Origin of the sequence: Acinetobacter sp. FDAARGOS_724, from assembly GCF_013364475.1 — a bacterium.
GTDB classification, from domain to species: domain Bacteria; phylum Pseudomonadota; class Gammaproteobacteria; order Pseudomonadales; family Moraxellaceae; genus Acinetobacter; species Acinetobacter variabilis.
Map to the genome: position 1 here is coordinate 1023915 of NZ_CP054908.1, position 25131 is coordinate 1049045.

Consider the following 25131-nt stretch of genomic DNA (forward strand, 5'->3'; position numbering starts at 1 on the left):
AGCTTTGTCGCAAGGTCATTTGAAACAAGCAACTAGCAACGTTATGAGCGCTATCCAACCGATTTATCCCTTAGTAGATCCCATGCCTAAAGCCAGTGCTGATGCACCTATCGGGATCTTTGATTCTGGTGTAGGAGGGTTATCGGTTGCTTTGGAAATTGCCCGGTATTTGCCCAATGAGCGCTTTGTTTATTATGCCGACACGGCTTACGTACCTTACGGACCGCGTAAAGATCAGGAAATCCGTGACCTGACTGCGCGAGCGATTGAATGGCTGTATCGTGAAGGCTGTAAAGTTGCAGTCGTCGCCTGTAATACCGCTTCTGCTTTTAGCCTGGATTATTTACGTGAGCATTACGGTGAAAACTTTTCGATCATTGGTCTGGTGCCAGCGCTAAAACCTGCAGTCCTCAATACCCAATCCAAAACGGTGGCCGTTCTGGCCACACCTGCAACCTTTCGTGGCCAGCTGATTAAGGATGTCATGACCCGTTTTGCCGAGCCGGCAAAGGTCAAAGTGATTCCGGTGACCTGTCTGGATCTGGTGCCTTTTGTAGAAGCCGGCCAACAGATGAGTCCTGAGTGTCTAGCGACATTAACTCAGATTTTACAACCGGTTGTTGATCAGGGTGCTGATTATTTAGTGCTAGGATGTACACATTACCCCTTCCTAAAATCGTCAATTCAGTATATTTTTGGTCAAAAGCTGACATTAATTGACTCAGGATTCGCGGTTGCGAGACAAACGGCCCGAATTTTGATTAAAAATGGGTTATTATTTGAACATGAGTGCAAGGACAGTCTGAAAATCCGACTTGTGGTTAGTGGTCAAAATGCTGAACAGCTCCAGCCGATTTTAGGGCATCTGATTCCAGCCGATATTAAATGGCAGGTCAGCAATATGGAGACAGAAGTCAGCTAGGCGACCATCACTCATCTTATAATTTTCAAAGATATATTTTTATACTGGGGTCGTCATATTGTGTCAGGGCAGGGTGTAGCCGGCCAGATCAATGCGCAGTAAAAGAGGATAATCAATGCTCGATAAACGTTATCAGGTGTTTATCTCCACCTCTGGTGCAGAAATGCAGCCAGAGCGGATCATCTTGTCACAAACTTTGGTCGGCATGGGTTTCTTTTCCTGGGGGCTGGAACAACGCACTCCTTTAAATACTGCATTTGCGCGTCGCCAGATTGATGACTGTGATTATGTGATGATTCTGCTGGGTAGCCAGTATGGTGAGCAGTCGGTTTCCGGTGTGGGTTATATGCACCTGGAATATATTTATGCTGTGACCAAGCAGAAACCGATTATTGTATTTATGCATGAAGATCCGGCTTCACGTGATCCTTCATTGCACGATACGAAACCTGAATTACAAGAAAAATTTAAAGAATTTCGTCAGTTATTGCAGCAGGAAGCTGATCAGGTCTTTTGCTATCGCACCTTGCGTGATCTGGAAATGGCGGTACGTTTGAACATGCCGCAAATGCTGGAACGCTATCCGGTAAGTGGCTGGGTACGTCCGCAGAATACTCAAGCCTTGCATGACGAGATTGACCAGCTCAAAGCCAAAGTGGCCCAACTGGAACGCGATGGGGGGACACGTGAAGTGGATCCTTTCCTGAGCCTGCCGAAAGTGTCTATGCATGAAGTTTTCTCTTTCGAATACCGTATGCATGCTTATCAGGATGGTAACTTTAAAGAGCTGAAAGTTGAGAAAAGACTGACCTGGGCACAATTGCTGGCTATTCTTGGTTCTACATTCATTAATCCAACGCCGGAGGAATTTTTCTCCAAGCGTATGAATGAGTATTTGAATGAAACCGGTCTGGCAGATGCACGAGCGGAAATGCCGCGCGCGCATGCTGTAGCCCGTGCCCAGATTAATATCCGTGCCCTGCATAGCCTGAAATTGCAAATGCGCCAGAATGACTGGATTATACCGTCGGGCCGTGATGACCGCCAACGTCTGCTTTGGCAGATTACGCCTAAGGCACAGAAGCTGCTAGACAGTAACTTGCTGGATAAAGATCGTACTTTTCAATATAAGTCAGTGTATTAATCCATATAGAGAATAAGTAAAAAGCTGTTAAAGTAAGCAGGTTGATACTACGACGGGCGTACTGCATGTTTTCTACAGCTAAACCGAAAGTTACGATTATATTGGCAAATTTAGGCACACCTGATGCACCGACTGTGCCGGCAGTACGCGATTTCCTGAAGCAGTTTTTATCTGATCAGCGTGTCATTGAAATTCCCAAGCCAATCTGGCAACTCATCCTGCGTTTATTTATTTTACCGTTCCGTCCTAAGCGGGTTTCCCGTGCCTATGCACAGGTCTGGGGCCAGGATTCACCGATGCGTGAGATTCTGCTGCAGCAGGTAAGTCAAGTAAAGGCTAAGCTCATTGAACAATATCCGCAATTTGAACTGAATGTGGTACCTGCCATGACCTATGGCAATCCCAATATTCAGGCTGTTCTTGATCAGATTTCGGCTCAACCGCAAGATCATATTATTCTGTTTCCGTTATTCCCCCAGTATTCAGCGACTTCTACCGCACCTCTGTATGATGCGGTCGCAAAATGGGTGCTGAAACAGCGCAATCTACCTGGTCTGTCGATTATCCGCGATTATTATCAGCATCCTTTATTTATCCAGTCACTGGCACAAAGTGTTCGGGATTATCAGGCGATTCATGGGCAGCCAGAAAAACTGTTGATGTCATTTCATGGTATCCCGCAGCCCTATGCCGATAAAGGTGATCCTTATGCGGATCGTTGCCGGATCACAGGCAAACTGGTTGCAGAAGCTTTAGGTCTATCTGAAGATCAATATGCAATTAGTTTCCAGTCCCGGTTTGGTAAACAGGAGTGGGTTAAGCCTTATACGGATGCCTTAATTGAAGAGTGGGGCAAACAGGGCGTGAAATCAATTCAGGTGATGAGTCCGGCTTTTTCGGCTGACTGTCTGGAAACACTGGAAGAGCTGGCCATGGAAAATGGGGAGACCTTCAAGGCTAATGGCGGGGAAAGCTACAGTTATATTCCGGCCTTGAACAACCGTGAAGATCATGTGCAATTGCTCAATACGCTGTTACAGGCTAATCTTGAAGCATTAAATCAGACGCTTGCCCATTAATCTTTTGAGGTTTCTTATCCTATGTTACAAGTCAAAATTGTTCCTGTGACTGCATTTCAGCAAAACTGCTCGATTCTTTGGGATAGTGACAGTAAAGAGGCTGTTTTGATTGATGCAGGGGGCGAACCTGAGAAATTAAAAGCGGAAATAGAAGCACTGGGCTTAACAGTCAAGGCTTTATGGCTGACTCATGGTCATCTCGATCATGCTGGAGCAGTTGGTGCTTTAAAAAAAGTTTGGGATGTGCCGGTGATTGGTCCGCATAAGGACGATGCATTCTGGCTGGATATGATTCAGGAAGTGTCTGCCCGTTATGGCTTTCCGATTCCGGAAAAAGTAGAAGTCACGCAATGGCTGGAAGGTGGAGAAGTTCTCAAGCTGGGTGATGAAGAGTTTGAAGTACGTTTTGCCCCAGGCCATACTCCAGGTCATGTAATGTTCTATAACAAGAATCATGCTTTGTTATGGACAGGGGATGTACTGTTTAAAGGTTCAATTGGGCGGACAGATTTCCCGCGTGGCGATCACCAGCAGTTACTCGATTCAATCCAGCGCGAATGTTTTAGCCTGCCGGATGAAACCCAATTTATTTCAGGACATGGTCCGATCAGCAATATTGGTTTTGAAAAGCAGCATAACCCTTTCGTTGCAGGAAAAGCGGGTTAAAGTAGATAAAAAGATCAGCCTAGCTGGTCTTTTTATTTGCTAAAAGGATTATTTAAAGACTGACGGGTTTGTGCGTAGATCAGCCAAGTCATAATGGCAAGGAGAATTCCAACAACAATAAATAAGCCATCCTGTTGGAAAATGCCTATTCCTAATGACAATATCGCAAGTATTCCTACCCCAATTAAAATGATCTTTAGAATAATGTAGCCCATGTTCTTGCTCTAAAATAATGTGATATTTCTGCGTAAGAACATAGTATTAAACTGGCATATGTGCTGTTAACTTGTGTTGGTTTTCTACAAGCCTTTTATAAAAATCATGTAATTATTTAGGATGTGCTTAATGATATGGGATATTTTAAAAAATTCAGTCCTCTTCAGAAGATTCAGCCGCTGGAGCATCTTGGGTTGGCAGTTTGTATTCTTCGCTGGCCCAAGCGCCAAGATCAATCATTTTGCATCGTTCCGAGCAGAAAGGACGAAATTCATTATGTTCCCAAGTGGTCAGTTTGCCACAGCGTGGACATTTTAAAGTGGTCGACATCAGCGCACTCCCTAGAAAAATAAAGCTTCGATTAGGCAAATATAACTGCACTTGTTAGACTTATACAGTTTTTATTAGTTTGATCTGATTATGTCGATTCGTCAATTTCAAGCACAGCGTATGCATGCGCCTCGTGATTTCCAAAGTATCAGTTCTGAACCGGTTTGTGTGGAAATCGGTGCGGGCAAAGGTAAACATGCTTTGCTCTTCACTCAGACCAATCCGAACAGCAAGCTGATTGCGATCGAGCGAACTCGAGAAAAATTTTTAGCCATGCAAAAACAGCATGCACTGGAAGGACAACCGAATTTACAGACGGTTCATGCTGATGCCTTGCCTTGGATTGTGCATGCACTCTATCCAGCGCAAGTCGAACAGTTCTTTATTTTATATCCGAACCCTGAGCCGCATAACCCGGCACAGCGCTGGCTGAATATGCCATTTTTTGAGTTTTTATTATCGCGTTTAAAAACTGGTGGCACGATCACTTTAGCGAGTAATATTCCTGAATATATTGAGGAGGCAGAGCAGCAGGTTCAAAATCTGTGGAAACTGCCTTTCGTTAAAGAAGTCATTGGCCAAGACTCGGCAAGAACTCATTTTGAAATTAAATATCTAGAACGTGGTGAGTTGTGCCAGCAATTGATTATTAGTAAACCGGAAGGCTATACAACGCGTTTTGATGAGTTTCAGCCGCTACAAGGGCAGAATGCGAGTCCAGCGGAATAAGCCATGACGAAGCGCATTGCAATTGTGGGTGCTGGCCCGGCAGGCTTGATGGCTGCAGAAGTTCTGAGTCAGTCTGATTATGAGGTGCATGTTTTTGAACAAAAGCCTTCGGCTGCACGCAAATTTCTGATGGCTGGGAAAACTGGTCTAAATATTTCCCATGCCGAGCTAGTCGAACAGTTTGTGCAGCGTTATGATCAAGTGGACTGGTTAGCGCCATGGATCAAACGCTGGGATGCGATATGGATTCAAAACTGGATGAGAGATCTTGGTATTGAACCTTATATTGGTTCTTCAGGTCGAGTTTTTCCTAGGGAAATGAAGGCCGCTCCACTATTGCGTGCCTGGCTAAAACGTCTGACCGAGCATGACATCCAGTTTCATTATCGCCATCAAATTCTAGATCTAAAAAATCATCAGCTACAGATCCATGATTTAAAAAATGATTGCGCATTCACAGAAAACTTTGATGCGCTTGTTTTAGCATGTGGTGCAGTTTCATGGTCAAAACTCGGCAGTGATGGAAAATGGCAAGCATGGCTTGATTGCAGCGAGATTGAACCTTTCCAAGCCAGTAATGCGGGTGTGGAATATCCATGGTCCAAGTTTATGCAGCCGATCTTTGGCCAGCCCCTAAAACGGGTCGAGGCTTGGGTTGATGGCGGCGACAAGACTATGGGTGATATTGTGATCAGTCACTATGGTCTGGAAAGTGGTCTGATCTATAAACAAGGCCGGGGGCTGCGTCAACAGCTGAAACAGGGGCAGCCAATGCAGCTGAATATGGATCTTTTTCCAGATCAAACAGTTGAGCAGCTGGCTAAAAAATTACAGCCAAGTAAAAAGCAGTCTTTGAATAATATCTGGCGGAAAGCAGGTTTAGAGGGTGCAAAAGCTGCTTTGGTGCGTGAACTGGTACCAAAACCACTTTGGCAAGAAGCAGCTGAGCTAGCACAGCAAGTGAAGCATCTAAAAATATTATTAACAGGTTTCCGTCCTATACAGGAAGCGATTAGCTGTGCAGGTGGGGTTAAACGCGAGGTTCTGTCAGAGCAACTTCAGCTTAAATCCAATCCCCATGTGTTCTTATGTGGTGAGATGCTGGACTGGGATGCGCCTACAGGAGGCTATTTACTCACTGCCTGTTTTGCCACTGGACGTGCAGCCGCAGAAGGGGTGCAGCACTATCTGGTTCAAGCTCAATAATACGAATTCTTCAGAAAGTGAAAATTAAATCTTAGTGCTGCTTATAAAATTTCAGGAAGTGCCTGCTTCCTGAACTGTATTATTTATTGTGCTGGGACTTTATTTGCAGTGGTCATCTCTGGATATTGTGAACGCCAACGTTCCAGTTGCTCCTGGGCATGTAGATATTTGCCCAGACCTTTTACATTTTCACTGGCTTCATTTACGGTAGTGGCCTGAGATTTCGGACTATTCACCAGTTTTTCCTGATGTTCCCAGTATTGATACATCAAACCCTGAATATAACGGCCCTGTTCAGTTTTAAGCTCCAGATCTTTGAGCATATTTAGCGAAGACTGGACATGATCGCGTTGACGTTGCTGGACAAATTCCGGAGTCAGATTGTCATCATTGCGCATGCCATTGAGCTCAGCTTCCAGATCCGCGCTCATTTCCTGAAAACGTTCTTCATAGTCATTCAAGACAGCAATATCATGGGGATCATCTTCCGTTTTAGGGAAGTTTTTCACGGGTCCAGTTTTCAATTCCTGCATGATTTCCTCTGATGCAGAGTCTTCTGTTGCTTGCTGTTCTACAGATTGTGAACTTTTCTGGTCACAGGCCATCAAAAACATGGCAGCAGTGAAAAGTGCAGTTCGTGACATCAATTGAATGGTGTGCATGATTGAATCCTGTTCCTAATTATTTTTCTTGAATACATAAACATAGGTGATATAAGGGAAATTAATCATATCTTCTGCACCCTTGTCCGTATAGTTTTTGATAATTTGTTCGAATTGCTGCTTGAGCTGCTGTTGCTGTTCTTTTGGTAGTGCGGCAATAAAGCTGGTTGACAATAAGCGTTTGGAAACTACCTGCTCGACAGGGCCATGCTGCAGTTGGCGCATTAGCGTTTCAGCATAAGGCTGAAAGAGATTCTGTTCTTCAAATACTTTACGCCAGGCACCACTATGATAGCGTGGTCTATCGCCTTCCAGTGGTGCAATATAATCTGCCAGGGCTTTGACCCAGTCGACTGTAATATCTCGTTGGTTCCAGACCAGTACCAGAAAGCCTTGAGGTTTAAGTACCCGATCTAGCTCCTTTAAGGTTTCCAGATTGGAAAACCAGTGAAATGACTGTGCACAAAACACGGCATTCACGCTATGATCGGGCAGGGGAAGCTGGTGGCTCATCCCTTCTAGGGTATGAATATCCGGATGTGCCAGTTTTAACTGGGCCAGCATTTCAGGGACAGGATCAATGGCGGTGATGTGGCTGCTGAGCGGACGCAAATAGGGAATAAATTTACCAGTTCCAGTTCCCAAATCGACAAGATTTGCATCTACAGGCAATGACAGTGTCTCGGCGAGCCACGGACTAAGATCTGCCGGATAGTCAGGACGTACCTGCTGATAAAGCTCAGCCGCTGCACTAAACCCCTGTTGAGCTGCAGGATGCAGTGATTGTGTCATATTTTGCGCTTTTTAATCTTTTTCATCGATATAAAATAGCATATTCACTTTTTCGGCCCTATTCATTGAGTGAATTGTTGCCGAAAAGTTAGATTCACCAGCACGGGAAAGTTATGGATAAGCAGATTGTTTTTGAAGATGAGCATATACGCGCAATTTTTATGCCGGGGTCATCTTCAGAATTGATTTTTTCATTTGGAGATTTGATTACCCGTGCCAAGGGCTTGAGCATCAATGCCGAAAAATCATTAGCGAAATTTGAATTTAATGTTTTGGGAATCATGCCCAAACATAAATCCTGGTTTCCAAAAAGTTCCATGTGGAACATGTTGCAAGCCATTGCCGAGCTGATTGCGCCGTTTCAGCAGCGCATTGCCTATGGTGGCTCCATGGGGGGCTATGCCGCGATTAAATATTCCAATCTGCTGAATGTTCAGCGTGTGGTCGCGATGGTGCCGCAATATTCGATCGATCCGGAAGATGTCGAAGATGCCCGCTACAACATGTTTTATCAGCCCGAGCTAAATGAGGGCATGCGGATCGAGGCAGAAGATGTCAGTCCGGAACGGGAATATATTCTGGTTTATGACCCGTATTGTACCGAAGACCGGGCACATTACCTGAAACTGGAAGCCGTACTTCCGCAGCATCATGTACTGCATCTGCCATTTACTGGCCATGATGCCATCGCTGTTCTGGCCAGCTCCGAGCTGCTGTATGACTTTTTATTGCATGAATATGATGAAAGTTATTTCTACCAGAAAATGCGTCGGGTCAAGAAAAACAGCAAGTTCTATTATCGCAAGGTGATTGAGAATATCTTGCCGAGGCATCGTTTTGCTTTAGGACGTATCCTGAAAAATAATGATCTGCTGCTGGATACCCAGTTTTTTGATGCAGCGCAAAAACAGGTGATTTTGCGTGAATTGCTGAGTAATAAACAGGTCGATCAGCAGGATCTGCTCAAGCTTGGGATTCACGTCAATCTGCCGCAGGAAAAGCGTCAGTTATTGCTGGATGCCTATGGTCATGCGCTGGTCTTTAATGTCATCAGCAACAAGATCGAAAGCTATACCGGTGATGCGATTGCACTGAACCATAAATTCCTGATTCCGATTTATGCCAAAGGTAATGGCTTGCTGACCATTAACCTAAATGATGAGCGTTATCTGGTAGTGATGAATGACCGGCATATCATGAAACTGGTCAAGGAGCAGGATGAATTAAATGTAGGCATGCATCCGATTATCATGAAACGCTATGCTGATTTTTATATGTTCAGCTATAAGCATCTAAATTTGCATACAGATGAATACGGCGCTTCCGGTTTCGTTGACGCAAGTGACAAAAATACACAGTTTGTGACACGAAGTGAAATGAACTAACGAAAAATTTTTCTAAAAACAAATACTTGACTTATGTTTGCTAAGGCCTAATATGGTCTTAGGCGGTATGAAAAATAGTCACACCGCTCCTGGTTGTTTATATGACAAGGGAGTAAATATATGCAATCCATACGAGTTACGAGTATTTGTTTTATTCTTGGACTGATGCTGCCTAATTTTGCACACGCGGAAAGTGTGCATCCTGCAATGATCTTGCTCAGTTCTTCTCTTATTTTTCTGATCTTTCTCAGTGTATATGTGATTTATAAGGTGCGCCGTTCTTTGCGTAACCATATTGATAAGTCTGTAGATTAACCACTTCTGACAGTAAGTTGCTTGAAAACCCTGCAGGACTTGTTTTAAATGACAATCAAAATAAATTGTCTAACAGGATTGAGGGTCAGGCCGTGAAAGCCGTATATTTGGATTATGCTTCTCTAGATCAACAGGATCTCGACTTTCAGGCGCTGCATGGCGTATTTGACGAGTTAACATTATATCCTGCTACCTCTGTGGCTGAACTTTTGCCACGCGTGCAAGATGTCGAAGTCATCATCACCAATAAAGTCATGGTAAATGCCGAAACCATTCAGCAATGCCCTCAACTGAAACTGATTTTAATCTCTGCGACTGGCACCAATAATGTCGACCTGGCCGCAGCCAAAGCACGCAGTATTGTCGTGTGTAACTGCCAGGCCTATGGCACTTCCGCTGTCGCCCAACATACTCTCATGTTAATGCTCAATCTGGCGACGTCTTTCCTGCCTTATCAGCAAAAATTACAACAAGACGAATGGCAAAAGGCGACGCAATTCTGTTTGCTGGATGCACCGATTGTAGAGCTGTCTGGTAAGACTCTCGGCATTGTGGGTTATGGCGAACTGGGCAAGGCAGTAGCAAAACTGGCAGAAGCGTTTGGTATGAAGGTAATGATCGGATCATTACCCAACCGTCCGGGGGGTGCCTCACGTGTACCATTCGCGGAGTTATTGCCACAGGTTGATTTCCTGAGTTTGCATTGCCCACTGACTGAAGATACCCGTAACCTGATCAGCCATGCCGAGCTGGAAGCTATGAAATCAAGTGCTTTCCTGATTAACTGTGCGCGTGGTGGTATTGTTGATGAAGCGGCTCTAGCACAGGCATTACGTAAAGGCAAAATTGCAGGTGCTGCCACCGATGTACTGACGATAGAGCCGCCGAAAGAGGGTAATATTCTGCTCGATCCAGGCATTCCGAATTTGATCGTTACACCGCATAATGCCTGGGGCAGTGTCGATGCCCGCCAGCGCATCGTGGATCAGATGGTGGAAAATGTTAAAGCCTTTCAGGCGGACCAGCCGATTCGCCAGGTGAACTGATCTGATTTAGTTAAACCAGATATTATTCTCTTCAGATTAAAAAAGCCCTTAACGGGCTTTTTAAAATGTTCTATTTTTTAGAGATCATCCACTGCATAACTGGTTGCACCACCTGAACTGGATGGTGACTGCGGTGTGATACTTTGCGTTGCCGTTGAAGACTGGCTTAAAGGCTGCTGCTCAATCGGGACTTGCTGTTGCTGATTACCGCGCCAGACATCTTTGGTCTGCTGGATTTTCTGACCGGTTTGCTGAGCCACTTGTGTTGCGCCTTGGTCTACTTTTTCAATGGTGGTGGCTGCGGTGGATTTGGTATTGTCCCAGGCACGATCCACACCCGGCTTGATTTTGGCAATGCCTTTTTCTGCTGCTGCACCCACTTTTTCAGCGGTATTGATTACACCTTGTTGGGTTTTATAAGCAAACACATGCAGCAGATTGGGATTATCACCATAAGGAACAATCGGTTTTGCATCTTGCTGCGTTTCACTGGCTTGAACAGTCTGGATAAAAATAGGTGCACACATTAATAATGCAGTGCTGAGGATCTTGGTTTTTTTCATCGTCGTTTTTTTCAGGGTCATAAGGGATCGACCTCGCAGATTGAGATAACGGTCTTGATTCTGTTTTCAGTGTAATAGAAGCCAATGTAAAAACAATGAATATTCTGTGCGATTCACTTAAATGATCTGAGAAAAAAGGGAGTAAAGCTGGCTGACTTCAAGAATAAGTAGAGGATGAATTTGATGGGAAAATGATTTGCAAGAGAAACTGCCCCATATTTGATGTAAATATAGGGCAGGGCGCTTAGTTACACTGTTCGATGGCTTCTTCGGCAAAGTGGTTACGTAATGCCAGGAAGTTCTTTTGAGTCGTTGCGTTATACAGGTCAAATTTCTGTGCAGTGCTGGTGTTGTCAGTCTGGAAAGTTGCTGAACCGGCATCCATCAGGGTTAAGCCTTTAAATGACCATTGTTCAATGACACGGTTATTACCGATATTGCCGGTAAATTCGATCACGCACTTGTCCATGAATTTGGTCAGTTTTGCGCTGTTGTTTGTTGTTTCAGGGTAAGCCTCAAGATTTTGAACTTCCTGTAATACCCCAAGTTCTAGTTGTGGAATAGTCGGTTGAGATGTACACGCTGTAACTGCGATACCCGCAAGAGTCGCTATCATAAGAGTTTTAAATTTCATGTGCTTCTTTCTTGTTGAGTGTTGTTGGTTTGAGTATATGAAATATATAGTGAAATGCCTATAGCGGTAAAATTTTTCAAATTCAAAGCTTATCAATTTTTAAATGAAAAATATAATTTATTAAAGGTTAAAGAAAAACTCGAATTTTGATAAAATTCAAATAATTGAAATAAGAAAAAGAGAGTTATATGTATTTAAGAAATCTTCATATTAGGAACATTGGTCCATTAGAAAAATTAGATATTGAATTTGAGTTACAGGAAAATTCAAATCCTAAGCCTGTAATACTGGTTGGTAAGAATGGATCAGGAAAAACGTATACACTTTCTTATATTGCTGATGCTTTTTATGAATTAGCAAAGCAGAAGTTTAGTAATGCTGTAAATAGGACGGCGAGTATGGATTCGCCGTATTTTAGAGTAATTTCTGGTAGGGATATAAATACTAATAGCAATAATAGTAGTGCATCGGCTTACTTAAGATTTACTAATGATCAAAATAATAAGGAAATTCATTATTGCGAAAAGATAGGGAGTCTAGACGAAGCGCAAGAGCTGATGAATTTGTATGGTAATAAACTCAATTTGAATGGTGGATTTGAAAATGATAAATCTATCTCAGCTGCTGACACAGACATAACGGAACTATTTTCAAATACAATTACTTTTTTTCCTAGTTTTAGAAAAATTATTCCACATTGGTTGAATTTAAAAGCACAAACCCAGGAAATATTTGATATTGAACAAAAATATAGTGGGATGCTTAATAAGGAAATTATGTGTATAGATACCTTTCAGAAAAATATTCAATGGATGTTAGATGTGATCTTAGACTCTGCTATCCTACCTGCTGAGTTGGAGTATCTACAAAATTCTGGTGATAGAGAGGAAGCTATAAGAAATAAACACGCTATAAATAACTCTTATAGGAATATTAATCGTGTTTTTCAAACTATCTTGGATAATCAAGAAATTTATTTAAAGACAGGGTGGAGAAATCAAGCTCAATCAAGATTATCTTTGCATAGTAAAGGGAAAGTGGCTGTCCCAACTCTAGAGCAACTTTCAACAGGCCAACTAATTCTACTAAATTTATTTATTACAATTATTCGTCATTCAGATTTGAATAATATAGGACTTACGCATTGACGGATTCAAAAAAGTATTAAAATACTTTATAAAGTATCTGTGATCAGACGAATTAAACATGCTTCTACAGCAACTTGTACATTACCCATTTATATGGGCTTTCTCATGACAGAACCGAACTCTATTAGCTGCACACAACTTGCCGAGACTTATAATATCTCGCATGATAGTGTAAATCGCTTTCTAGAGCGTGAAGACTACACACCTCACGACCTATATCAAGAATCAATTCAACATATTGATAATAATAAACTTATAGTCAGTATTGATGATACTGTTTTAGATAAACCGTATAGTCAGCATATGGACTTGGTTAGCTATTTTTGGTCAGGCAAACATCACCGATCCGTCAAGGGTATTAATCTCATTACCTTGTATGCGACAGATCAAAATGGTCAAAATATTCCAATTAATTTCCGAATTTATGACAAATCTGAAAGTAAAACCAAGAATGATTAACCTGAGTTCGATATAAAAAAAGAGTAGAAAAAAGCCCTGTTTTTGTAACATATTGGTTCTCAAGACAAAATTTTATAAAACAAGGCTTCTCAATGGATCATATTACCGAATTATTTTGTATTTTGGATGATTTCTGCAAAAAATTTAATGAATCTTTAGAGAAAGCTTTAATTTCTGATCAAAAAACCAAGTTGAAAAAGTCAGCTTTAAGCTTGTCTGAGGCAATGACCATTGTCATTTTATTTCATCAATCCGGTTTTAGATTCTTCAAATATTTTTATTGCCAAATGATCATTCCATTCTGGAAATCTGCTTTTCCTAAACTGCTTAGCTACAACCGATTTATTGAAATCATGCCCCGTTGTTTGCAAGCTCTGAGTAGTTTCTTCCACCAAGTGAAAGGAAAAGATACGGGAATCAGTATCATTGACTCCACTAAATTGGTAGTTTGCCATAATCTTCGGATTAAAAGGCATCGTGTATTTAAAGGCTTGGCCGGTCGTGGAAAAAGTAGTACGGGTTGGTTTTATGGCTTTAAATTACATCTCGTTATCAATAATTTAGGTGAAATTATTAATCTCAAACTGACATCGGGAAATGTTCATGATGTTGCTATATTAGAATCTTTAACTCAAGAATTAAAAGGAATCCTACTCGGAGACAAAGGCTATTTGAGTAAAGCAAAAGCCGAAGCTTTAGCAGCAAGAGGACTGAAAATATTGACCCCATCACGTCGGAATATGAAAAATAAACCTATCCAAACTGAAGAAGAAAAACAATTACTTTGTAGAAGAGGATTGATCGAAACCGTGAATGATCAATTAAAAAATTTACATCAACTTGAACATTCACGTCATCGTTCGGTAAATAACTTCATGGTGAATATCATGGCTGCTGTAGTGGCTTATTGTTTGAATCCCAATAAACCAACTTTCCAAAATATGCTAAAAGGCTAAGCAGATTTCGTCGAACTCAGGTTGATTACTTTATGGATATGTTAAGTGAAGTACTCAGTTGGGGTGCAAAGATTCAATTTATTACAGGTGATAGTTGGTATTCATCGACTGGAAATCTAAAAACCATAAGAAAATATGGTATTCGATTTATGTTTGGTATCGACTGTAACCGTAAGGTTTCCCCAGAAAAAGGACAATGGTTTCAACTGCGTTTATTGCCAGATTTCCATCAGGGTCAAGTAGTCTGGCTCAAAGATTTTGGCTTTGTACAATTATTTAAGACTCAGTTAAAAGAACAGCAGAGGTTTTATATTGTGCATCAAGATGAAGATGATTTATTGTCCTTTGAAGGTTTTCATGAATTACATTCAAGTCATTGGAAAATAGAGCAATATCACCGGGTGATTAAACAGGTTTGTCATATTGAAAAGTTTCAAGTAAGACGATCTAAACTGATTTTGAATCATATTTTTTCAGCCTTGATGGCCTACGTTGAGATACAAAAGAACCAGTTTGAGCGGGTCTTTGAAAATATATATCGTTGGCAGAAGAAATTATTTAGACCAATTATCAAAAACTTCATTGATGACTTTATTCTCGATAAAAATCATCTGCTACCACAGAGAATCTATAAATAATAGTGCGTAAGTCCTATAATATTAATAATAGTATTCTTTTAAAGAACATTGAGGGTATTGTTGTTATTGATGAAATAGATACACATCTACATACGAAACATCAGTCAGAGATTTTACCTAAGCTTATAAAGTTATTCCCTAATATACAGTTCATTATGACCTCGCATTCACCATTGTTTGTTCTAGGAATGGAGAAAGAATTTGGTGAAGAGAATATTCAATTGATTGACCTGCCTTCCGGTATGAATATTACTTCAGAACGATTTGGAGAGTTTGAAGAATCATTCGAATGCTATCAAAAAACTTCAAAATTTGAAGAAACATTACATCAGAAGATTCTATCTACGAATAAACCCTTGATATTGTTTGAAGGTGAAACGGATGCCAAATATTTTAAAAAAGCCCTTCAACTTTTTGAAAAAAATGATTGGCTAGAAAATTTAGAAATAGATGAAGGTGGAATTTCTATTAAATCAGGCAGTAAAAATAGTGGTCAAGATAATTTAAAAAAAGGATTTGACTTTTTATTATCGAATAAAAAATCTTTCAATAGAAAAGTTCTTTTTTTATTTGATTGTGATGTTAGTAATTTTAAAGAATACAAAGATGAACATATTTTTAAAATAAAAGTTCCTTATAATGAATTGAATAAAAAGGTTCCAAGTGGAGTTGAGAATCTATTTCCTGAAGAGTTGTTTATTGATGACTATTATTCTACAGATGAGATAAATACAGGGGATGGTGGAAAAATAGTTAAGATTAAATTAATGAAGCAAAAATTTTGTGATTATGCTTGTAGTTTAAATGATCAAGAGATATTTCAAAAATATCAAGAAATAATGTTTCCTATCATTGAAGAGTTTTTATCTTCATAATAAAAAACCCGCTCTAAAGCGGGTTTTTTATTTTAGTCAGAACTTAGTGCTGTAACACCGAAATATCAGCCACTTTCGTGAACAAATCACGAAGTTGAGCAAGCATACGTAAACGGTTTTCTTTCAGGTCAGCATCATCTGCCATCACCATTACACCGTCAAAGAACGCATCGACTGGCGCACGAAGTGCAGCAAGTGCAGACAAGGCAGCAGTATAATCTTTGGCAGCAAATAACGGCTCAACTTGAGGCGTAATTTTCGCAAGTTCAGCGAATAATGCTTTCTCAGCATCTTCAACCAGGTTTGCTTGAACAACTTGACCTTCAGGCGCAGCTTCTTTTGCCAGAATGTTGGCAACACGCTTGTTGGCGGAAGCCAAAGCAGCCGCTTCAGGTAATGTACGGAAGTGATTGACTGCATTTACACGCTTGTCAAAATCAAGCGGAGATTTTGGTGACAAGGCTTGAACCGCTTGAATCACGTCAACAGCAACGCCTTGGTCTTCGTATTTCGCACGGTAACGACCTTCAAGGAATGCAACTGCATCATTTAAAGTCTTGTCGTGATCTTTGAGTACATCGCCATAAGCAGCGAGTGCTAGTTTGATCAAATCTTCAATTGAAACATCAAGCTCATTTTCAGTCACCAGACGCAAGATACCAATCGCAGAACGACGAAGTGCAAACGGGTCTTTAGAACCTGTTGGCGCTTGACCAATACCGAAAATACCCGTCAAGGTGTCTAAACGGTCAGCAAGGGCAATCGTTGTACCTGTTTTGGTTTTCGGTAAAACGTCACCTGCAAATTTAGGTAAGTACTGCTCACCTAGAGATTCAGCCACTTCCGCATTTTCACCTTCAAGACGTGCGTAGTAAGTACCCGCGATGCCTTGAAGTTCTGGGAACTCACCGACAAGCTCAGAGGTTAAGTCACATTTTGCAAGAAGGGCAGCTTTCTCAGCATCCGCAGGGTTTGCGCCAGTAATAGGTGCAAGTGCCACAGCAAGTTTTGCAATACGTTCAGACTTGTTCCAAAGCGTACCGAGTTCTGCCTGGAAGACCATGTTCGCCAATTTCTCTTTACGAGAAGCAAGCGGTTGTTTTTGGTCTTGTAAAAAGAAGAATTCAGCATCCGACAAACGTGGACGAACCACTTTCTCGTTACCTTCAATAATTTGTGTCGGGTCTTTTGACTCAATGTTTGACACAGTAATGAAGTATGGTTGCAGTTTATTATCGCTATTCACTAAGCAGAAGTACTTTTGGTTGTCCTGCATCGTAGTGATCAATGCTTCTTGAGGAACAGCTAGGAAGCGTTCTTCGAAGCTGGCACGAAGCGCGACAGGCCATTCAACCAGTGCGGTTACTTCATCACGAAGGTCGCTTGGCACAATCGCAATCGCATTCACTTCATCAGCAAGTGCTTTCACTTGACCATCAATGATTGCTTGACGCTCTTCAAAAGACGCTACAACGTAAGCCGCTTTTAACTTCGCTAAGTATTCGTCTGCATGTGTAAGCGTAATTGCTTCAGGTGCATGGAAACGGTGGCCATAGGTCACGTTACCTGCTTTGTGGTCTTGAATGGTTGCATCAACCACATCGTTATCTTTTAATAACACAACCCATTTTACAGGACGAACGAATTCAGTACGGCTAGCCGCTGAACGCATACGTTTTGCAATTGGCAGGTTATCTAAAGCTGTTTGTAAAATTTGCGGTAAAAGTACATCTAGACTTTGACCTTTGACATCTTTTAAGTAGCAAACTTTTTCAACTTTACCGGCTTGGAAAGTAGAAACTTGATCAACGGTAATGCCTTGACCACGCATAAAGCCTTCAAGCGCTTTAGTCGGTTTACCTTCAGCATCATAAGCAGCTTGAACAGCAGGGCCGTCAAAACGTTTTTGCGTATCTGCTTGAGCAGCATCAACGTTGATGATTTTTAGTGCCAGACGACGCGGTGCTGCATAAGCTTCGATTGCGTCGAAAGCAAGACCGGCATCTTTTAAGCCTTTTTCAGTTTCAGCTTTTAAAGCGTCACGTAATTTTTTCAGGCTTTTTGGTGGAAGTTCTTCACAGCCAAGTTCAAATAAAACTGTATGTTTAGACATTATTTGTTCTCCGCTGATTTTTCTGCTTGAGCCGCTTCTGCTTCAACTTGTGCTTTAAGCTGAGCCAGGACTTCGTCACGTAGGTGAGGTTCTGCCATTGGGAAACCAAGTTTCGCACGTGCAGCCACATAGCTAGTCGCGATTGAACGTGCCAGAGTACGAACACGCAGGATATAACGCTGACGTTCAGTCACAGAGATCGCACCACGCGCATCCAGCAGGTTAAAGCTGTGTGATGCTTTAATTACTTGCTCATAAGCAGGCAATGGCAGTTCAGCTTCGATTAAACGCGTTGCTTCAGCTTCGTAGAAGTCGAACAGTTCGAACATTTTTTCTACTGGTGCATATTCGAAGTTATAAGTCGATTGTTCTACTTCATTTTGATGGAACACATCGCCATAAGTCACAGTACCGAACTGACCTTTGGTCCAAACCAAGTCATAAACCGAGTCTACACCTTGCAGGTACATGGCCAGACGTTCCAGACCGTAAGTGATTTCACCAGTAACTGGGTAGCATTCAACACCACCGACTTGCTGGAAGTAAGTGAACTGAGTCACTTCCATACCGTTTAGCCAAACTTCCCAGCCTAGACCCCACGCGCCCAGTGTTGGAGATTCCCAGTTATCTTCCACGAAACGGATGTCGTGAACTAAAGGATCAATACCGATTGCCTTTAAGGAATCCAGGTACAACTGCTGGATATTGTCCGGGTTTGGCTTAAGCACAACCTGGAACTGGTAGTAGTGTTGCAGACGGTTCGGGTTCTCACCATAACGGCCATCTTTCGGACGGCGTGATGGCTGAACATAAGCGGCATTCCAGGTTTCAGGACCTAGTGCACGAAGGAATGTTGCAGTGTGGAATGTCCCTGCACCCATTTCCATGTCGTAAGGCTGTAACACGACGCAGCCTTGCTCCGCCCAGTAGTTTTGTAAGGCAAGAATTAAGCCTTGGAAGGTATCAATATGCGATATGGCGCGACTCATGGTCATCCACTTAAAATTAGAGAAAAATTGTGCTTGATTATAAGGATTTTACAGGGGAGTGGCAAAGGGTTAATACGCTGAAAATATTTTGGAAAAAATTAAAATGGTCTTCATTCATGCCAGATTTTGCGCGGCTTTGCTGCAATTTTATGCTGGAATAGCAATGGGGTGAGATCTAAAAATCAGGAATAAATCAGATGTATAGCATCCTGGTCACTGAAGCGCGATAAAGTTAAACTGATCTCATACGATTGGGGTCTTAGAATTAGTTTAATCTTCACACAATATAATAATGCCTAATAATAAGGAACTTCATGGCCACTTACCAAATTCAGTGCCATTTAAAATACAAGATTGTGCAACCTACCGAATTTATTTTTATGGTTCAGGTCGCCCATCATCCCGATCAGAATATTCTCGAAGAACAGCTCACCATGAATATGCCGGTCAAGTGGCATCAATTTCGGGATGCTCAGCATCAAAACCGCCATATCCGGTTGCAACTCGAGCCCTGTGAAGCATTTGAACTGAATTATAGCGCGACAGTTACCCGTCAGCCGTGCATTCCGGTTGATCTGAGGCAAAATCTGAATGAAGTCAAAATTCCAGACCTGCCGGATGAAGTACTACCTTATTTGCTGGCCAGCCGCTATTGCAATTCAGATTTAATACTTGAAATGGCGAAACGTTCATTTGGCTGGATGACACCCGGCTATACGCGTGTAAAAGCCATTGAACAGTGGATTTATAACAATATTTTTTATGTCTCTGGCTGCTCTGACCAGTTTACGACTGCAACAGATGTACTGGTCCACCGGGCAGGGGTATGCCGTGACTTTGCCCATTTAGGTATTGCACTATGCCGTGCTTTAGGAATTCCGGCACGCATGGTGGTCGGTTATGTGGAAATTGAAAAATTTTTACCCGATTTTCATGCCATTTTTGAAGCCTATCTGGAAGGAGGATGGGTGCAGTTTGATCCGACCCGTTTGGCTCCGGTTGACGAGCTGATTCGCATTGGCACCGGGGTAGATGCCGGAGATGTGGCCTTCTCAACCTATTATGGTCAGGTCGAACTACTCGAAATCGAACCTCTGATTAAACCTGATTCTCATAGCGAAGCTAAGGCTAAAATCACCTGACATGAATTATCTCATTGAAAATTCTATGAGGGATTGAACCGTAAAAGAGGACTAGATGGATGGCTGTCGCCTGGAGAGAGATTTAGCTTTTTAAACAGCATCCATTTAAGTGTAATTAAAAGATATAAAATGAATACATCTTTAAAGCGACTAGTTTTATAATGCGCAAAATCTGTAACCATTAAAATCAGGCGCGCCGTGTTCCATTCCAATCTCGACTGGCTCAATACCTTAAAACCGAATTTTAAAGTTCTTCCACTCAAAGACCGTTTACTCTGCGGTATTGGGGCACTACTGGGTCTCACGGTATCGTCATTACTGAGTTTATGGATTCTGGGCGATTTTGAAGCCTGGTATATCGCGCCGATGGGGGCGTCATCTGTGCTGCTGTTTGCGGTTCCGGCCAGTCCCTTAGCACAGCCCTGGAATATTCTGGTAGGTAATACTATTGCTGCTGTGGTGGGTGTGACCTGTGCCTTGTTTATTGCCAGTCCGACCGAAGCTTTTAGTCTGGCAGTGGCATTAGCAATCATTTTAATGATGACCACAGATTCCCTGCATCCACCGAGTGGTGCTGTGGCTATTACAGCGGTACTCGGCGGCAATGTGGTGCATGAACTCGGCTATGCTTTTGTTTTCTATCCGGTGCTGCTGAATTCGATTTTATTGATGGTGATTGCGATCGTCTTTAACCGAATGATTGGCAAGCGTTATCCGCAGCAGGCGCAATTAAATACCCGTTCCAAAGATCCGACCCCGACCCAGAAAGTCACCATTCAGCCACAGGATATTCAGGAAGTACTGGATCAGCAAACCGAGCTGCTGGACATTAGTGAATATGACCTGCAAAAGATTATTCTGGAAGCGCAGGACCGAGCCAATGCCCGTGCGGTCAACCAGTTTACCTGTCAGGACATTATGACCAAAGACGTGGTGACCCTGGATGCCAATGATGATATTCAGCATGCACTGGACAAGTTTAAGCAAATGAACCTGATGAGCCTGCCAGTGGTTAGTGCGGAAGGCAAGCTGGTGGGAACGCTGGCCATGTATCAGGTGGTAGAATGGTTTAAACGTGCTGCAGATGTGCGCAGCAGCTGGGAACATCAGGTCAAACATATTATGACCCGCAAGGTAGTCACTGTGCAGCCATTACAGCCGATTCAGGATCTGGTGCCCTATTTTGTGGAGCGTTCCTTTAACTATATTCCGGTGGTGAGTGAACAGCGTCTGGTCGGAATTATTAGCCGCGCAGATATCATCGCTGCCCTGAATCAGGAACTGAACCATTTTAAAATGAGAGCTTAAGAACTCTTATATAAATAATTCTGAAAAAAGCACCCTTGGGTGCTTTTTTATTTGGAATCTGGATTTATCTCAACTTAGATAAAGAACCAGTAAATAAACAGGGAAACCAAGAAAATACACATGATATTCAGGACAAAGCCGACTTTCATCATTTCACTTTGCTGAATATGACCAGTCCCAAATACAATGGCATTCGGTGGTGTCGCCACAGGTAGCATAAAGGCACAAGAAGCACCGATCCCGATCACAATCACCAGAATCTCTTTAGGCATGCCCATCTGGTCGGCAATGGCGGCAAAGACCGGAACCAGTAAGGCAGCCGAGGCAGTATTACTGGTAAATTCAGTCAGGAAGATGATGAAGGTTGCCACCACAAAGATAATCACGAGAGGAGAGGAGTCACCGAAAGCATTCGCCAGCGTCTGACCTAAGACCAGAGAACTCCCTGAATCCTTCAAGACAGCACTTAAGGTCAAGCCGCCACCAAACAGGTAGAGCACACCCCAATCGGTATTTTCAGCAACCTGTTTCCATGTAGCCGTACCCAGAATCACTACCATGCAGGCCGCCAGAATCGCGATCCAGGTATCGGGCTGTGTAATGCCGAAATTTTCAGTCAATTTTTTACTGAAAATCCAGGCAGTCGCGGTACAAAGGAATAAAATCATGGTGGCAATACGGGTCGTAGTCCAGGGAATATTTTCAGTGACAAAATTCACCTTATGATTCAGTTTTGGACGTAGCACCAGATACAGGCTTACTAACATTGCCGGAAGGATAATGAACATCATCGGCAGGCCAACTTTCATCCAGTCGGCGAAGTCATAACCGAGGGCTTTGGCTGCAATCGCATTCGGTGGAGAACCGACGATAGTGCCCAAGCCACCAATACTGGCCGAATAGGCAATCCCAAGCAGAATAAACACAAAGGTTTTACGATCTTTTTCAACATCCAGATGTGAAAGTAAACCCAGCGCTAGGGGCAACATCATGGCTGCGGTGGCGGTATTGGAAATCCACATCGACAGTGCAGCAGTCACTAAAAAGATAGCCAGTACTGACGCACCGAGATGTCCACCGGAAAGCGAGATAATCCACGTGGCAATTTTCTTGTCCAGTTTCTGGATATGCAACGCCGAGGCCAGGGCAAAACCACCAAAAAACAAGAAGATGGTGGGATCTGCGAAAGTGGTGAGTGCTGCTTGTGTGGTAATTGGTTCCAGTTCATCGCCTTTGGCCATGGGCATGGCGAGGACGACGGCCAGTATAGGTATCAGCAGGGCAGTAATGGTGATATGAATCGCTTCGGTCAGCCATAAAATGGCGATAAAGGTCAGTAAGGCCAATCCCTTATTGGCATTTTCGTCATAAGGCAAAATATGATACAAGCCATAAGAGACCACTGCAGCGATCACAATTAAAATCCAACCCTTTCGAATTCCTTTTGGCATGGCATCAGTCGGGGTGCGTAAAGGGTCGTTCATACAACCTCCTTGCTCAACTTTTTTATTTAAAAGCGTTTTTGAAATTCTTATAAAAGTAAATATGTGGTTTGATTAAAAAAGATATTATTTAAACAGTATAGTAGAGTGTTGTAATAATCCCACACTTTGCCAAAGTGCGTAAATCCCCAGTCCAAATAGAAAAAACAGCACCAGATATTTGAAATGTTGCTGGGAAAGTCGATGACGTATTTTCCCCCCTAACCAGACACCGATGAGAGCAAATAACGTGATTCCAAGCAGGATATGTCGCTGATGGGTTTGCAAAGAAATGAGAATCGGGAAGAGTAAAGTCAACTGCACCAGTTTGCTGGCAATAAAGTTAAGATTACTGATGATGACGATATCAGTTTTGGAGAGCTGACAGCTAAGCAGATACATCATCAGGAAGGGTGCCATGGCATTGGTTGCACCTCCTATCATGCCGGCCAGTAAACCGAATCCCAGCATACTAAGCTGACTGCTACTGACCCGAAGCGGAGTAGAGCGTAACTGATCCAGTACATAGAAAATAATCACCAGACCCAGTAATAATTTAAGATAGCCTTCATTGATCCAGATGAGTAATTTGACCCCCAGCACACTACCGACCAAGCTGCTGAGCATGAGTGGCCAATAGCGTGAGACATAATAGCGAATGCTCTGCAACAGGCTATGTTTTGGATCACTATTGAGCATCCAAAGATTCAATAACAGGCAGGGGAGGATCACCAAGGTGACTGCTGTACTTAAGGCATATTCACTGGATAAGGCAGCCGTACTTAGCATAGGAAAGCCAAAACCACTGACCCCATGCAGTAATGCCGCAATCGCACACAGCCAAAGCACAACCCATTCTGCCTGCGTCATCTGAAATCCATTTCAAGAATAAAGTATCAACTTATCCTGAATAGGCGAGCAGGGTAAAGCGTAAAATAGTAATAAGGCCAAAACCTAAAAATCAGGCAAAAAAAACCACGATCTTTTGGGGGAAGGACCGTGGCATAAAAATTTCACCATATGAATATTTAGGTGAAAGAGGAAACGATTTTATCGGTAGTCTTTATCCTGATTCACGGTACGTACAGGACGTTCATAATCAGTTCTGCTCGTAGCATAATCAGGCATAGAATTCTTTTTTGGCATCACTAACCATAGAACCAGATAAACTAAGATACCCGGGAAAGCAGCACTCATGACCGAAATAATCACGAAGATCAAGCGTAATAAATTTGCGTTCCAACCAAAACGTTCAGCAATACCACCCATTACACCTGCAATCATGTTTGAGCGGTTAGAGCGATATAAACCAACATTGGCCATCCAAGTCTCCTGATAGAAAAAAATAAAATTGAGTCTAAAAAATGACTCATATTTATAAGAATGGAGTTTTATCTAAATTTTTAAAGTATCTATTGAAAATAAATTCGTTAAGTAATGTTACGGGAGATTAAATAATCCTTAAAAAATCACTAAGATCATAAAAATTCCATTGAATTCATTATTAAAACTTATAAGTTTTCAGTGAGTCGTCTGCCTATATGGATGTGCACCCCTTCAGGTATATTTTTAAAATGAAATCGAATGTATCGCATCATTTAAGTGGTTTATGCCGGCTTGGATTTGTGCTGGAAAGTGTTGCAGGACTGATTGCCTGTGATGACCATCAAAGCAAACCCTTACCTGATACTACGAAAACTTTGGCACAAGATGGCGTAGTCATCTCCGCCGCCAATGAAAGTTATGACACCCGTAATGCTAAATCGCTCACCCAGACTGCAACCTATAATGCATTGCCTGTAGAACCAAATGTCGATCCTAAACCTGTACCGGATTATGCCAAAAGCTATGTCGGGCGTTATCTTACCCAGATTGATTGTGACGGGCGGTTTGCGCCTTGTACGGAAGGGAAGTCGGTGTTTATTTTGACTTTATTGCCAGATGGTACAGTGCATCGCAGTATCGTGCATTATGGCAAAGTATTTGTGAATAATTCCAGACGGGTTCAGACCGAAAGCAATATGACCTATCGTAAGGACCGCTGGACAATTAATCCGGAACAAACTGAACTGATCGTGGACCGTAAAGAAGGAGCAAAGTTCTACTATATGATTAAAAGCCCAACGCATCTGGTCATGAATCTGGAAAAAATTTACGACGAAAAAGAACGGGCAAACCAGCAGTTATTTGATCAGGGTTATCCTGCGCCTTCTAAAGCTTATGAGTTGGTCAAAGATTCTGAATTTAAGATCACTGAATAAAAGCGATAAAGTCTCCAAAGAATTTAAAAACAGCATAAATGAAAATGACGATTTTAAAATTGTCAGGATGAA

At 42.3% G+C, this 25131-nt stretch carries 26 protein-coding genes and 2 pseudogenes; 17 read left to right on the forward strand and 11 right to left on the reverse strand.

What is annotated here, in order from left to right; genetic code table 11:
* The first annotated feature begins 43 nt into the window (after positions 1 to 43).
* The 4 genes from murI to FOC32_RS06185 all read left to right on the forward strand — a co-directional run bounded on the left by murI (position 44) and on the right by FOC32_RS06185 (position 3811).
* A complete protein-coding gene (gene murI, locus FOC32_RS06170; protein WP_034589802.1) occupies positions 44 to 922 on the forward strand; it encodes a glutamate racemase in 879 nt (292 codons plus the stop codon).
* A gap of 115 nt (positions 923 to 1037) precedes the next feature.
* Positions 1038 to 2066, forward strand: a complete 1029-nt coding sequence (locus FOC32_RS06175) for a DUF4062 domain-containing protein (RefSeq protein WP_175966639.1) — start codon at positions 1038 to 1040, stop codon at positions 2064 to 2066.
* 65 nt (positions 2067 to 2131) lie between these two features.
* Positions 2132 to 3145 (forward strand): ferrochelatase, encoded by a 1014-nt coding sequence (gene hemH / locus FOC32_RS06180; RefSeq protein ID WP_004781761.1) that lies wholly within the window; start codon positions 2132 to 2134, stop codon positions 3143 to 3145.
* Positions 3146 to 3166: 21 nt separating this feature from the next.
* Positions 3167 to 3811 (forward strand): MBL fold metallo-hydrolase, encoded by a 645-nt coding sequence (locus FOC32_RS06185; protein ID WP_004781763.1) that lies wholly within the window; start codon positions 3167 to 3169, stop codon positions 3809 to 3811.
* Between the two features lie 32 nt (positions 3812 to 3843).
* Here FOC32_RS06185 and FOC32_RS06190 read toward each other — a convergent pair whose 3' ends face one another.
* Both FOC32_RS06190 and FOC32_RS06195 read right to left on the reverse strand, forming a co-directional pair.
* Positions 3844 to 4026 (reverse strand): hypothetical protein, encoded by a 183-nt coding sequence (locus tag FOC32_RS06190; protein ID WP_004781764.1) that lies wholly within the window; start codon positions 4024 to 4026, stop codon positions 3844 to 3846.
* A 154-nt stretch (positions 4027 to 4180) separates the two neighbouring features.
* Positions 4181 to 4357: a DNA gyrase inhibitor YacG gene (locus FOC32_RS06195; RefSeq protein ID WP_004781766.1), complete on the reverse strand. Its 177-nt coding sequence runs from the start codon at positions 4355 to 4357 to the stop codon at positions 4181 to 4183.
* Positions 4358 to 4441: 84 nt separating this feature from the next.
* Here FOC32_RS06195 and FOC32_RS06200 point away from each other — a divergent pair, with 84 nt between their 5' ends.
* A complete protein-coding gene (locus tag FOC32_RS06200; RefSeq protein WP_171248445.1) occupies positions 4442 to 5086 on the forward strand; it encodes an SAM-dependent methyltransferase in 645 nt (214 codons plus the stop codon).
* Positions 5087 to 5089: 3 nt separating this feature from the next.
* On the forward strand, positions 5090 to 6292 hold the full coding sequence (locus FOC32_RS06205; RefSeq protein WP_175966641.1) for a TIGR03862 family flavoprotein: 1203 nt from the start codon (positions 5090 to 5092) through the stop codon (positions 6290 to 6292).
* 83 nt (positions 6293 to 6375) lie between these two features.
* Here FOC32_RS06205 and FOC32_RS06210 read toward each other — a convergent pair whose 3' ends face one another.
* Positions 6376 to 6954, reverse strand: coding sequence for a hypothetical protein (locus tag FOC32_RS06210; protein WP_034169821.1), 579 nt, complete (start codon positions 6952 to 6954; stop codon positions 6376 to 6378).
* Positions 6955 to 6969: 15 nt separating this feature from the next.
* Positions 6970 to 7746: a class I SAM-dependent methyltransferase gene (locus FOC32_RS06215; protein ID WP_175966643.1), complete on the reverse strand. Its 777-nt coding sequence runs from the start codon at positions 7744 to 7746 to the stop codon at positions 6970 to 6972.
* Positions 7747 to 7859: 113 nt separating this feature from the next.
* On the opposite strand from FOC32_RS06215, the gene FOC32_RS06220 reads away from it, so the two are divergent.
* The 3 genes from FOC32_RS06220 to FOC32_RS06230 all read left to right on the forward strand — a co-directional run bounded on the left by FOC32_RS06220 (position 7860) and on the right by FOC32_RS06230 (position 10492).
* Positions 7860 to 9131 carry a hypothetical protein gene (locus tag FOC32_RS06220; RefSeq protein ID WP_175966645.1) on the forward strand — a complete coding sequence of 424 codons (1272 nt, stop codon included), beginning with the start codon at positions 7860 to 7862 and terminating at the stop codon, positions 9129 to 9131.
* 120 nt (positions 9132 to 9251) lie between these two features.
* Positions 9252 to 9446, forward strand: coding sequence for a hypothetical protein (locus FOC32_RS06225; protein WP_034169824.1), 195 nt, complete (start codon positions 9252 to 9254; stop codon positions 9444 to 9446).
* Between the two features lie 92 nt (positions 9447 to 9538).
* A complete protein-coding gene (locus FOC32_RS06230) occupies positions 9539 to 10492 on the forward strand; it encodes a 2-hydroxyacid dehydrogenase (RefSeq protein ID WP_175966647.1) in 954 nt (317 codons plus the stop codon).
* Between the two features lie 77 nt (positions 10493 to 10569).
* Here the strand turns inward: FOC32_RS06230 and FOC32_RS06235 are convergent, their stop codons facing one another.
* On the reverse strand, positions 10570 to 11076 hold the full coding sequence (locus tag FOC32_RS06235) for a hypothetical protein (protein ID WP_163172294.1): 507 nt from the start codon (positions 11074 to 11076) through the stop codon (positions 10570 to 10572).
* A gap of 223 nt (positions 11077 to 11299) precedes the next feature.
* Positions 11300 to 11689: a hypothetical protein gene (locus tag FOC32_RS06240; protein WP_175966649.1), complete on the reverse strand. Its 390-nt coding sequence runs from the start codon at positions 11687 to 11689 to the stop codon at positions 11300 to 11302.
* A 188-nt stretch (positions 11690 to 11877) separates the two neighbouring features.
* Between FOC32_RS06240 and FOC32_RS06245 the strand changes: the two genes are divergently transcribed.
* The 5 genes and pseudogenes from FOC32_RS06245 (at position 11878) to FOC32_RS06265 (ending at position 15765) form a co-directional block, all read left to right on the forward strand.
* A complete protein-coding gene (locus FOC32_RS06245; RefSeq protein WP_175966651.1) occupies positions 11878 to 12837 on the forward strand; it encodes an AAA family ATPase in 960 nt (319 codons plus the stop codon).
* A gap of 39 nt (positions 12838 to 12876) precedes the next feature.
* Positions 12877 to 13293: pseudogene (locus FOC32_RS06250) on the forward strand (IS701 family transposase); the annotation flags it as partial.
* A gap of 95 nt (positions 13294 to 13388) precedes the next feature.
* Positions 13389 to 14252, forward strand: coding sequence for an IS982 family transposase (locus tag FOC32_RS06255; protein WP_034705383.1), 864 nt, complete (start codon positions 13389 to 13391; stop codon positions 14250 to 14252).
* A gap of 14 nt (positions 14253 to 14266) precedes the next feature.
* A pseudogene (locus FOC32_RS06260) lies at positions 14267 to 14890 on the forward strand (transposase); the annotation flags it as partial.
* 2 nt (positions 14891 to 14892) lie between these two features.
* A complete protein-coding gene (locus FOC32_RS06265) occupies positions 14893 to 15765 on the forward strand; it encodes an AAA family ATPase (RefSeq protein ID WP_267464237.1) in 873 nt (290 codons plus the stop codon).
* A 43-nt stretch (positions 15766 to 15808) separates the two neighbouring features.
* On the opposite strand, the gene glyS is transcribed toward FOC32_RS06265, so the two are convergent.
* Both glyS and glyQ read right to left on the reverse strand, forming a co-directional pair.
* Positions 15809 to 17878 (reverse strand): glycine--tRNA ligase subunit beta, encoded by a 2070-nt coding sequence (gene glyS / locus FOC32_RS06270; protein ID WP_175966653.1) that lies wholly within the window; start codon positions 17876 to 17878, stop codon positions 15809 to 15811.
* Positions 17878 to 18867 carry a glycine--tRNA ligase subunit alpha gene (glyQ, locus tag FOC32_RS06275; RefSeq protein ID WP_005232423.1) on the reverse strand — a complete coding sequence of 330 codons (990 nt, stop codon included), beginning with the start codon at positions 18865 to 18867 and terminating at the stop codon, positions 17878 to 17880. Before glyQ ends, glyS begins: the two co-directional genes overlap by 1 nt.
* A 314-nt stretch (positions 18868 to 19181) precedes the next feature.
* On the opposite strand from glyQ, the gene FOC32_RS06280 reads away from it, so the two are divergent.
* Both FOC32_RS06280 and FOC32_RS06285 read left to right on the forward strand, forming a co-directional pair.
* On the forward strand, positions 19182 to 20009 hold the full coding sequence (locus FOC32_RS06280; protein ID WP_005232421.1) for a transglutaminase-like domain-containing protein: 828 nt from the start codon (positions 19182 to 19184) through the stop codon (positions 20007 to 20009).
* A 198-nt stretch (positions 20010 to 20207) separates the two neighbouring features.
* A complete protein-coding gene (locus tag FOC32_RS06285; protein ID WP_005232419.1) occupies positions 20208 to 21317 on the forward strand; it encodes an HPP family protein in 1110 nt (369 codons plus the stop codon).
* Between the two features lie 74 nt (positions 21318 to 21391).
* Here FOC32_RS06285 and FOC32_RS06290 read toward each other — a convergent pair whose 3' ends face one another.
* The 3 genes from FOC32_RS06290 to FOC32_RS06300 form a co-directional block, all read right to left on the reverse strand.
* Positions 21392 to 22801: an SLC13 family permease gene (locus tag FOC32_RS06290; protein WP_005232417.1), complete on the reverse strand. Its 1410-nt coding sequence runs from the start codon at positions 22799 to 22801 to the stop codon at positions 21392 to 21394.
* A gap of 84 nt (positions 22802 to 22885) precedes the next feature.
* Positions 22886 to 23668, reverse strand: a complete 783-nt coding sequence (locus FOC32_RS06295) for a sulfite exporter TauE/SafE family protein (protein WP_005232415.1) — start codon at positions 23666 to 23668, stop codon at positions 22886 to 22888.
* Positions 23669 to 23848: 180 nt separating this feature from the next.
* On the reverse strand, positions 23849 to 24121 hold the full coding sequence (locus FOC32_RS06300; protein WP_005232413.1) for a PspC domain-containing protein: 273 nt from the start codon (positions 24119 to 24121) through the stop codon (positions 23849 to 23851).
* Between the two features lie 251 nt (positions 24122 to 24372).
* Between FOC32_RS06300 and FOC32_RS06305 the strand changes: the two genes are divergently transcribed.
* The gene (locus FOC32_RS06305) at positions 24373 to 25059 is read left to right on the forward strand and encodes a hypothetical protein (protein WP_034580331.1); all 687 of its coding nucleotides are present in this window, start codon (positions 24373 to 24375) and stop codon (positions 25057 to 25059) included.
* Positions 25060 to 25131 lie beyond the last annotated feature (72 nt).

Bases quoted from the DNA above. Each gene is read 5' to 3' on its own strand.
- murI (WP_034589802.1), top strand. From the start codon at position 44: ATGAGCGCTATCCAACCGATTTATCCCTTAGTAGATCCCATGCCTAAA.
- FOC32_RS06175 (WP_175966639.1), top strand. From the start codon at position 1,038: ATGCTCGATAAACGTTATCAGGTGTTTATCTCCACCTCTGGTGCAGAA.
- hemH (WP_004781761.1), top strand. From the start codon at position 2,132: ATGTTTTCTACAGCTAAACCGAAAGTTACGATTATATTGGCAAATTTA.
- FOC32_RS06185 (WP_004781763.1), top strand. From the start codon at position 3,167: ATGTTACAAGTCAAAATTGTTCCTGTGACTGCATTTCAGCAAAACTGC.
- FOC32_RS06190 (WP_004781764.1), bottom strand. From the start codon at position 4,026: ATGGGCTACATTATTCTAAAGATCATTTTAATTGGGGTAGGAATACTT.
- FOC32_RS06195 (WP_004781766.1), bottom strand. From the start codon at position 4,357: ATGTCGACCACTTTAAAATGTCCACGCTGTGGCAAACTGACCACTTGG.
- FOC32_RS06205 (WP_175966641.1), top strand. From the start codon at position 5,090: ATGACGAAGCGCATTGCAATTGTGGGTGCTGGCCCGGCAGGCTTGATG.
- FOC32_RS06210 (WP_034169821.1), bottom strand. From the start codon at position 6,954: ATGCACACCATTCAATTGATGTCACGAACTGCACTTTTCACTGCTGCC.
- FOC32_RS06215 (WP_175966643.1), bottom strand. From the start codon at position 7,746: ATGACACAATCACTGCATCCTGCAGCTCAACAGGGGTTTAGTGCAGCG.
- FOC32_RS06220 (WP_175966645.1), top strand. From the start codon at position 7,860: ATGGATAAGCAGATTGTTTTTGAAGATGAGCATATACGCGCAATTTTT.
- FOC32_RS06225 (WP_034169824.1), top strand. From the start codon at position 9,252: ATGCAATCCATACGAGTTACGAGTATTTGTTTTATTCTTGGACTGATG.
- FOC32_RS06235 (WP_163172294.1), bottom strand. From the start codon at position 11,076: ATGACCCTGAAAAAAACGACGATGAAAAAAACCAAGATCCTCAGCACT.
- FOC32_RS06240 (WP_175966649.1), bottom strand. From the start codon at position 11,689: ATGAAATTTAAAACTCTTATGATAGCGACTCTTGCGGGTATCGCAGTT.
- FOC32_RS06245 (WP_175966651.1), top strand. From the start codon at position 11,878: ATGTATTTAAGAAATCTTCATATTAGGAACATTGGTCCATTAGAAAAA.
- FOC32_RS06255 (WP_034705383.1), top strand. From the start codon at position 13,389: ATGGATCATATTACCGAATTATTTTGTATTTTGGATGATTTCTGCAAA.
- glyS (WP_175966653.1), bottom strand. From the start codon at position 17,878: ATGTCTAAACATACAGTTTTATTTGAACTTGGCTGTGAAGAACTTCCA.
- glyQ (WP_005232423.1), bottom strand. From the start codon at position 18,867: ATGAGTCGCGCCATATCGCATATTGATACCTTCCAAGGCTTAATTCTT.
- FOC32_RS06280 (WP_005232421.1), top strand. From the start codon at position 19,182: ATGGCCACTTACCAAATTCAGTGCCATTTAAAATACAAGATTGTGCAA.
- FOC32_RS06290 (WP_005232417.1), bottom strand. From the start codon at position 22,801: ATGAACGACCCTTTACGCACCCCGACTGATGCCATGCCAAAAGGAATT.
- FOC32_RS06295 (WP_005232415.1), bottom strand. From the start codon at position 23,668: ATGACGCAGGCAGAATGGGTTGTGCTTTGGCTGTGTGCGATTGCGGCA.
- FOC32_RS06300 (WP_005232413.1), bottom strand. From the start codon at position 24,121: ATGGCCAATGTTGGTTTATATCGCTCTAACCGCTCAAACATGATTGCA.
- FOC32_RS06305 (WP_034580331.1), top strand. From the start codon at position 24,373: ATGAAATCGAATGTATCGCATCATTTAAGTGGTTTATGCCGGCTTGGA.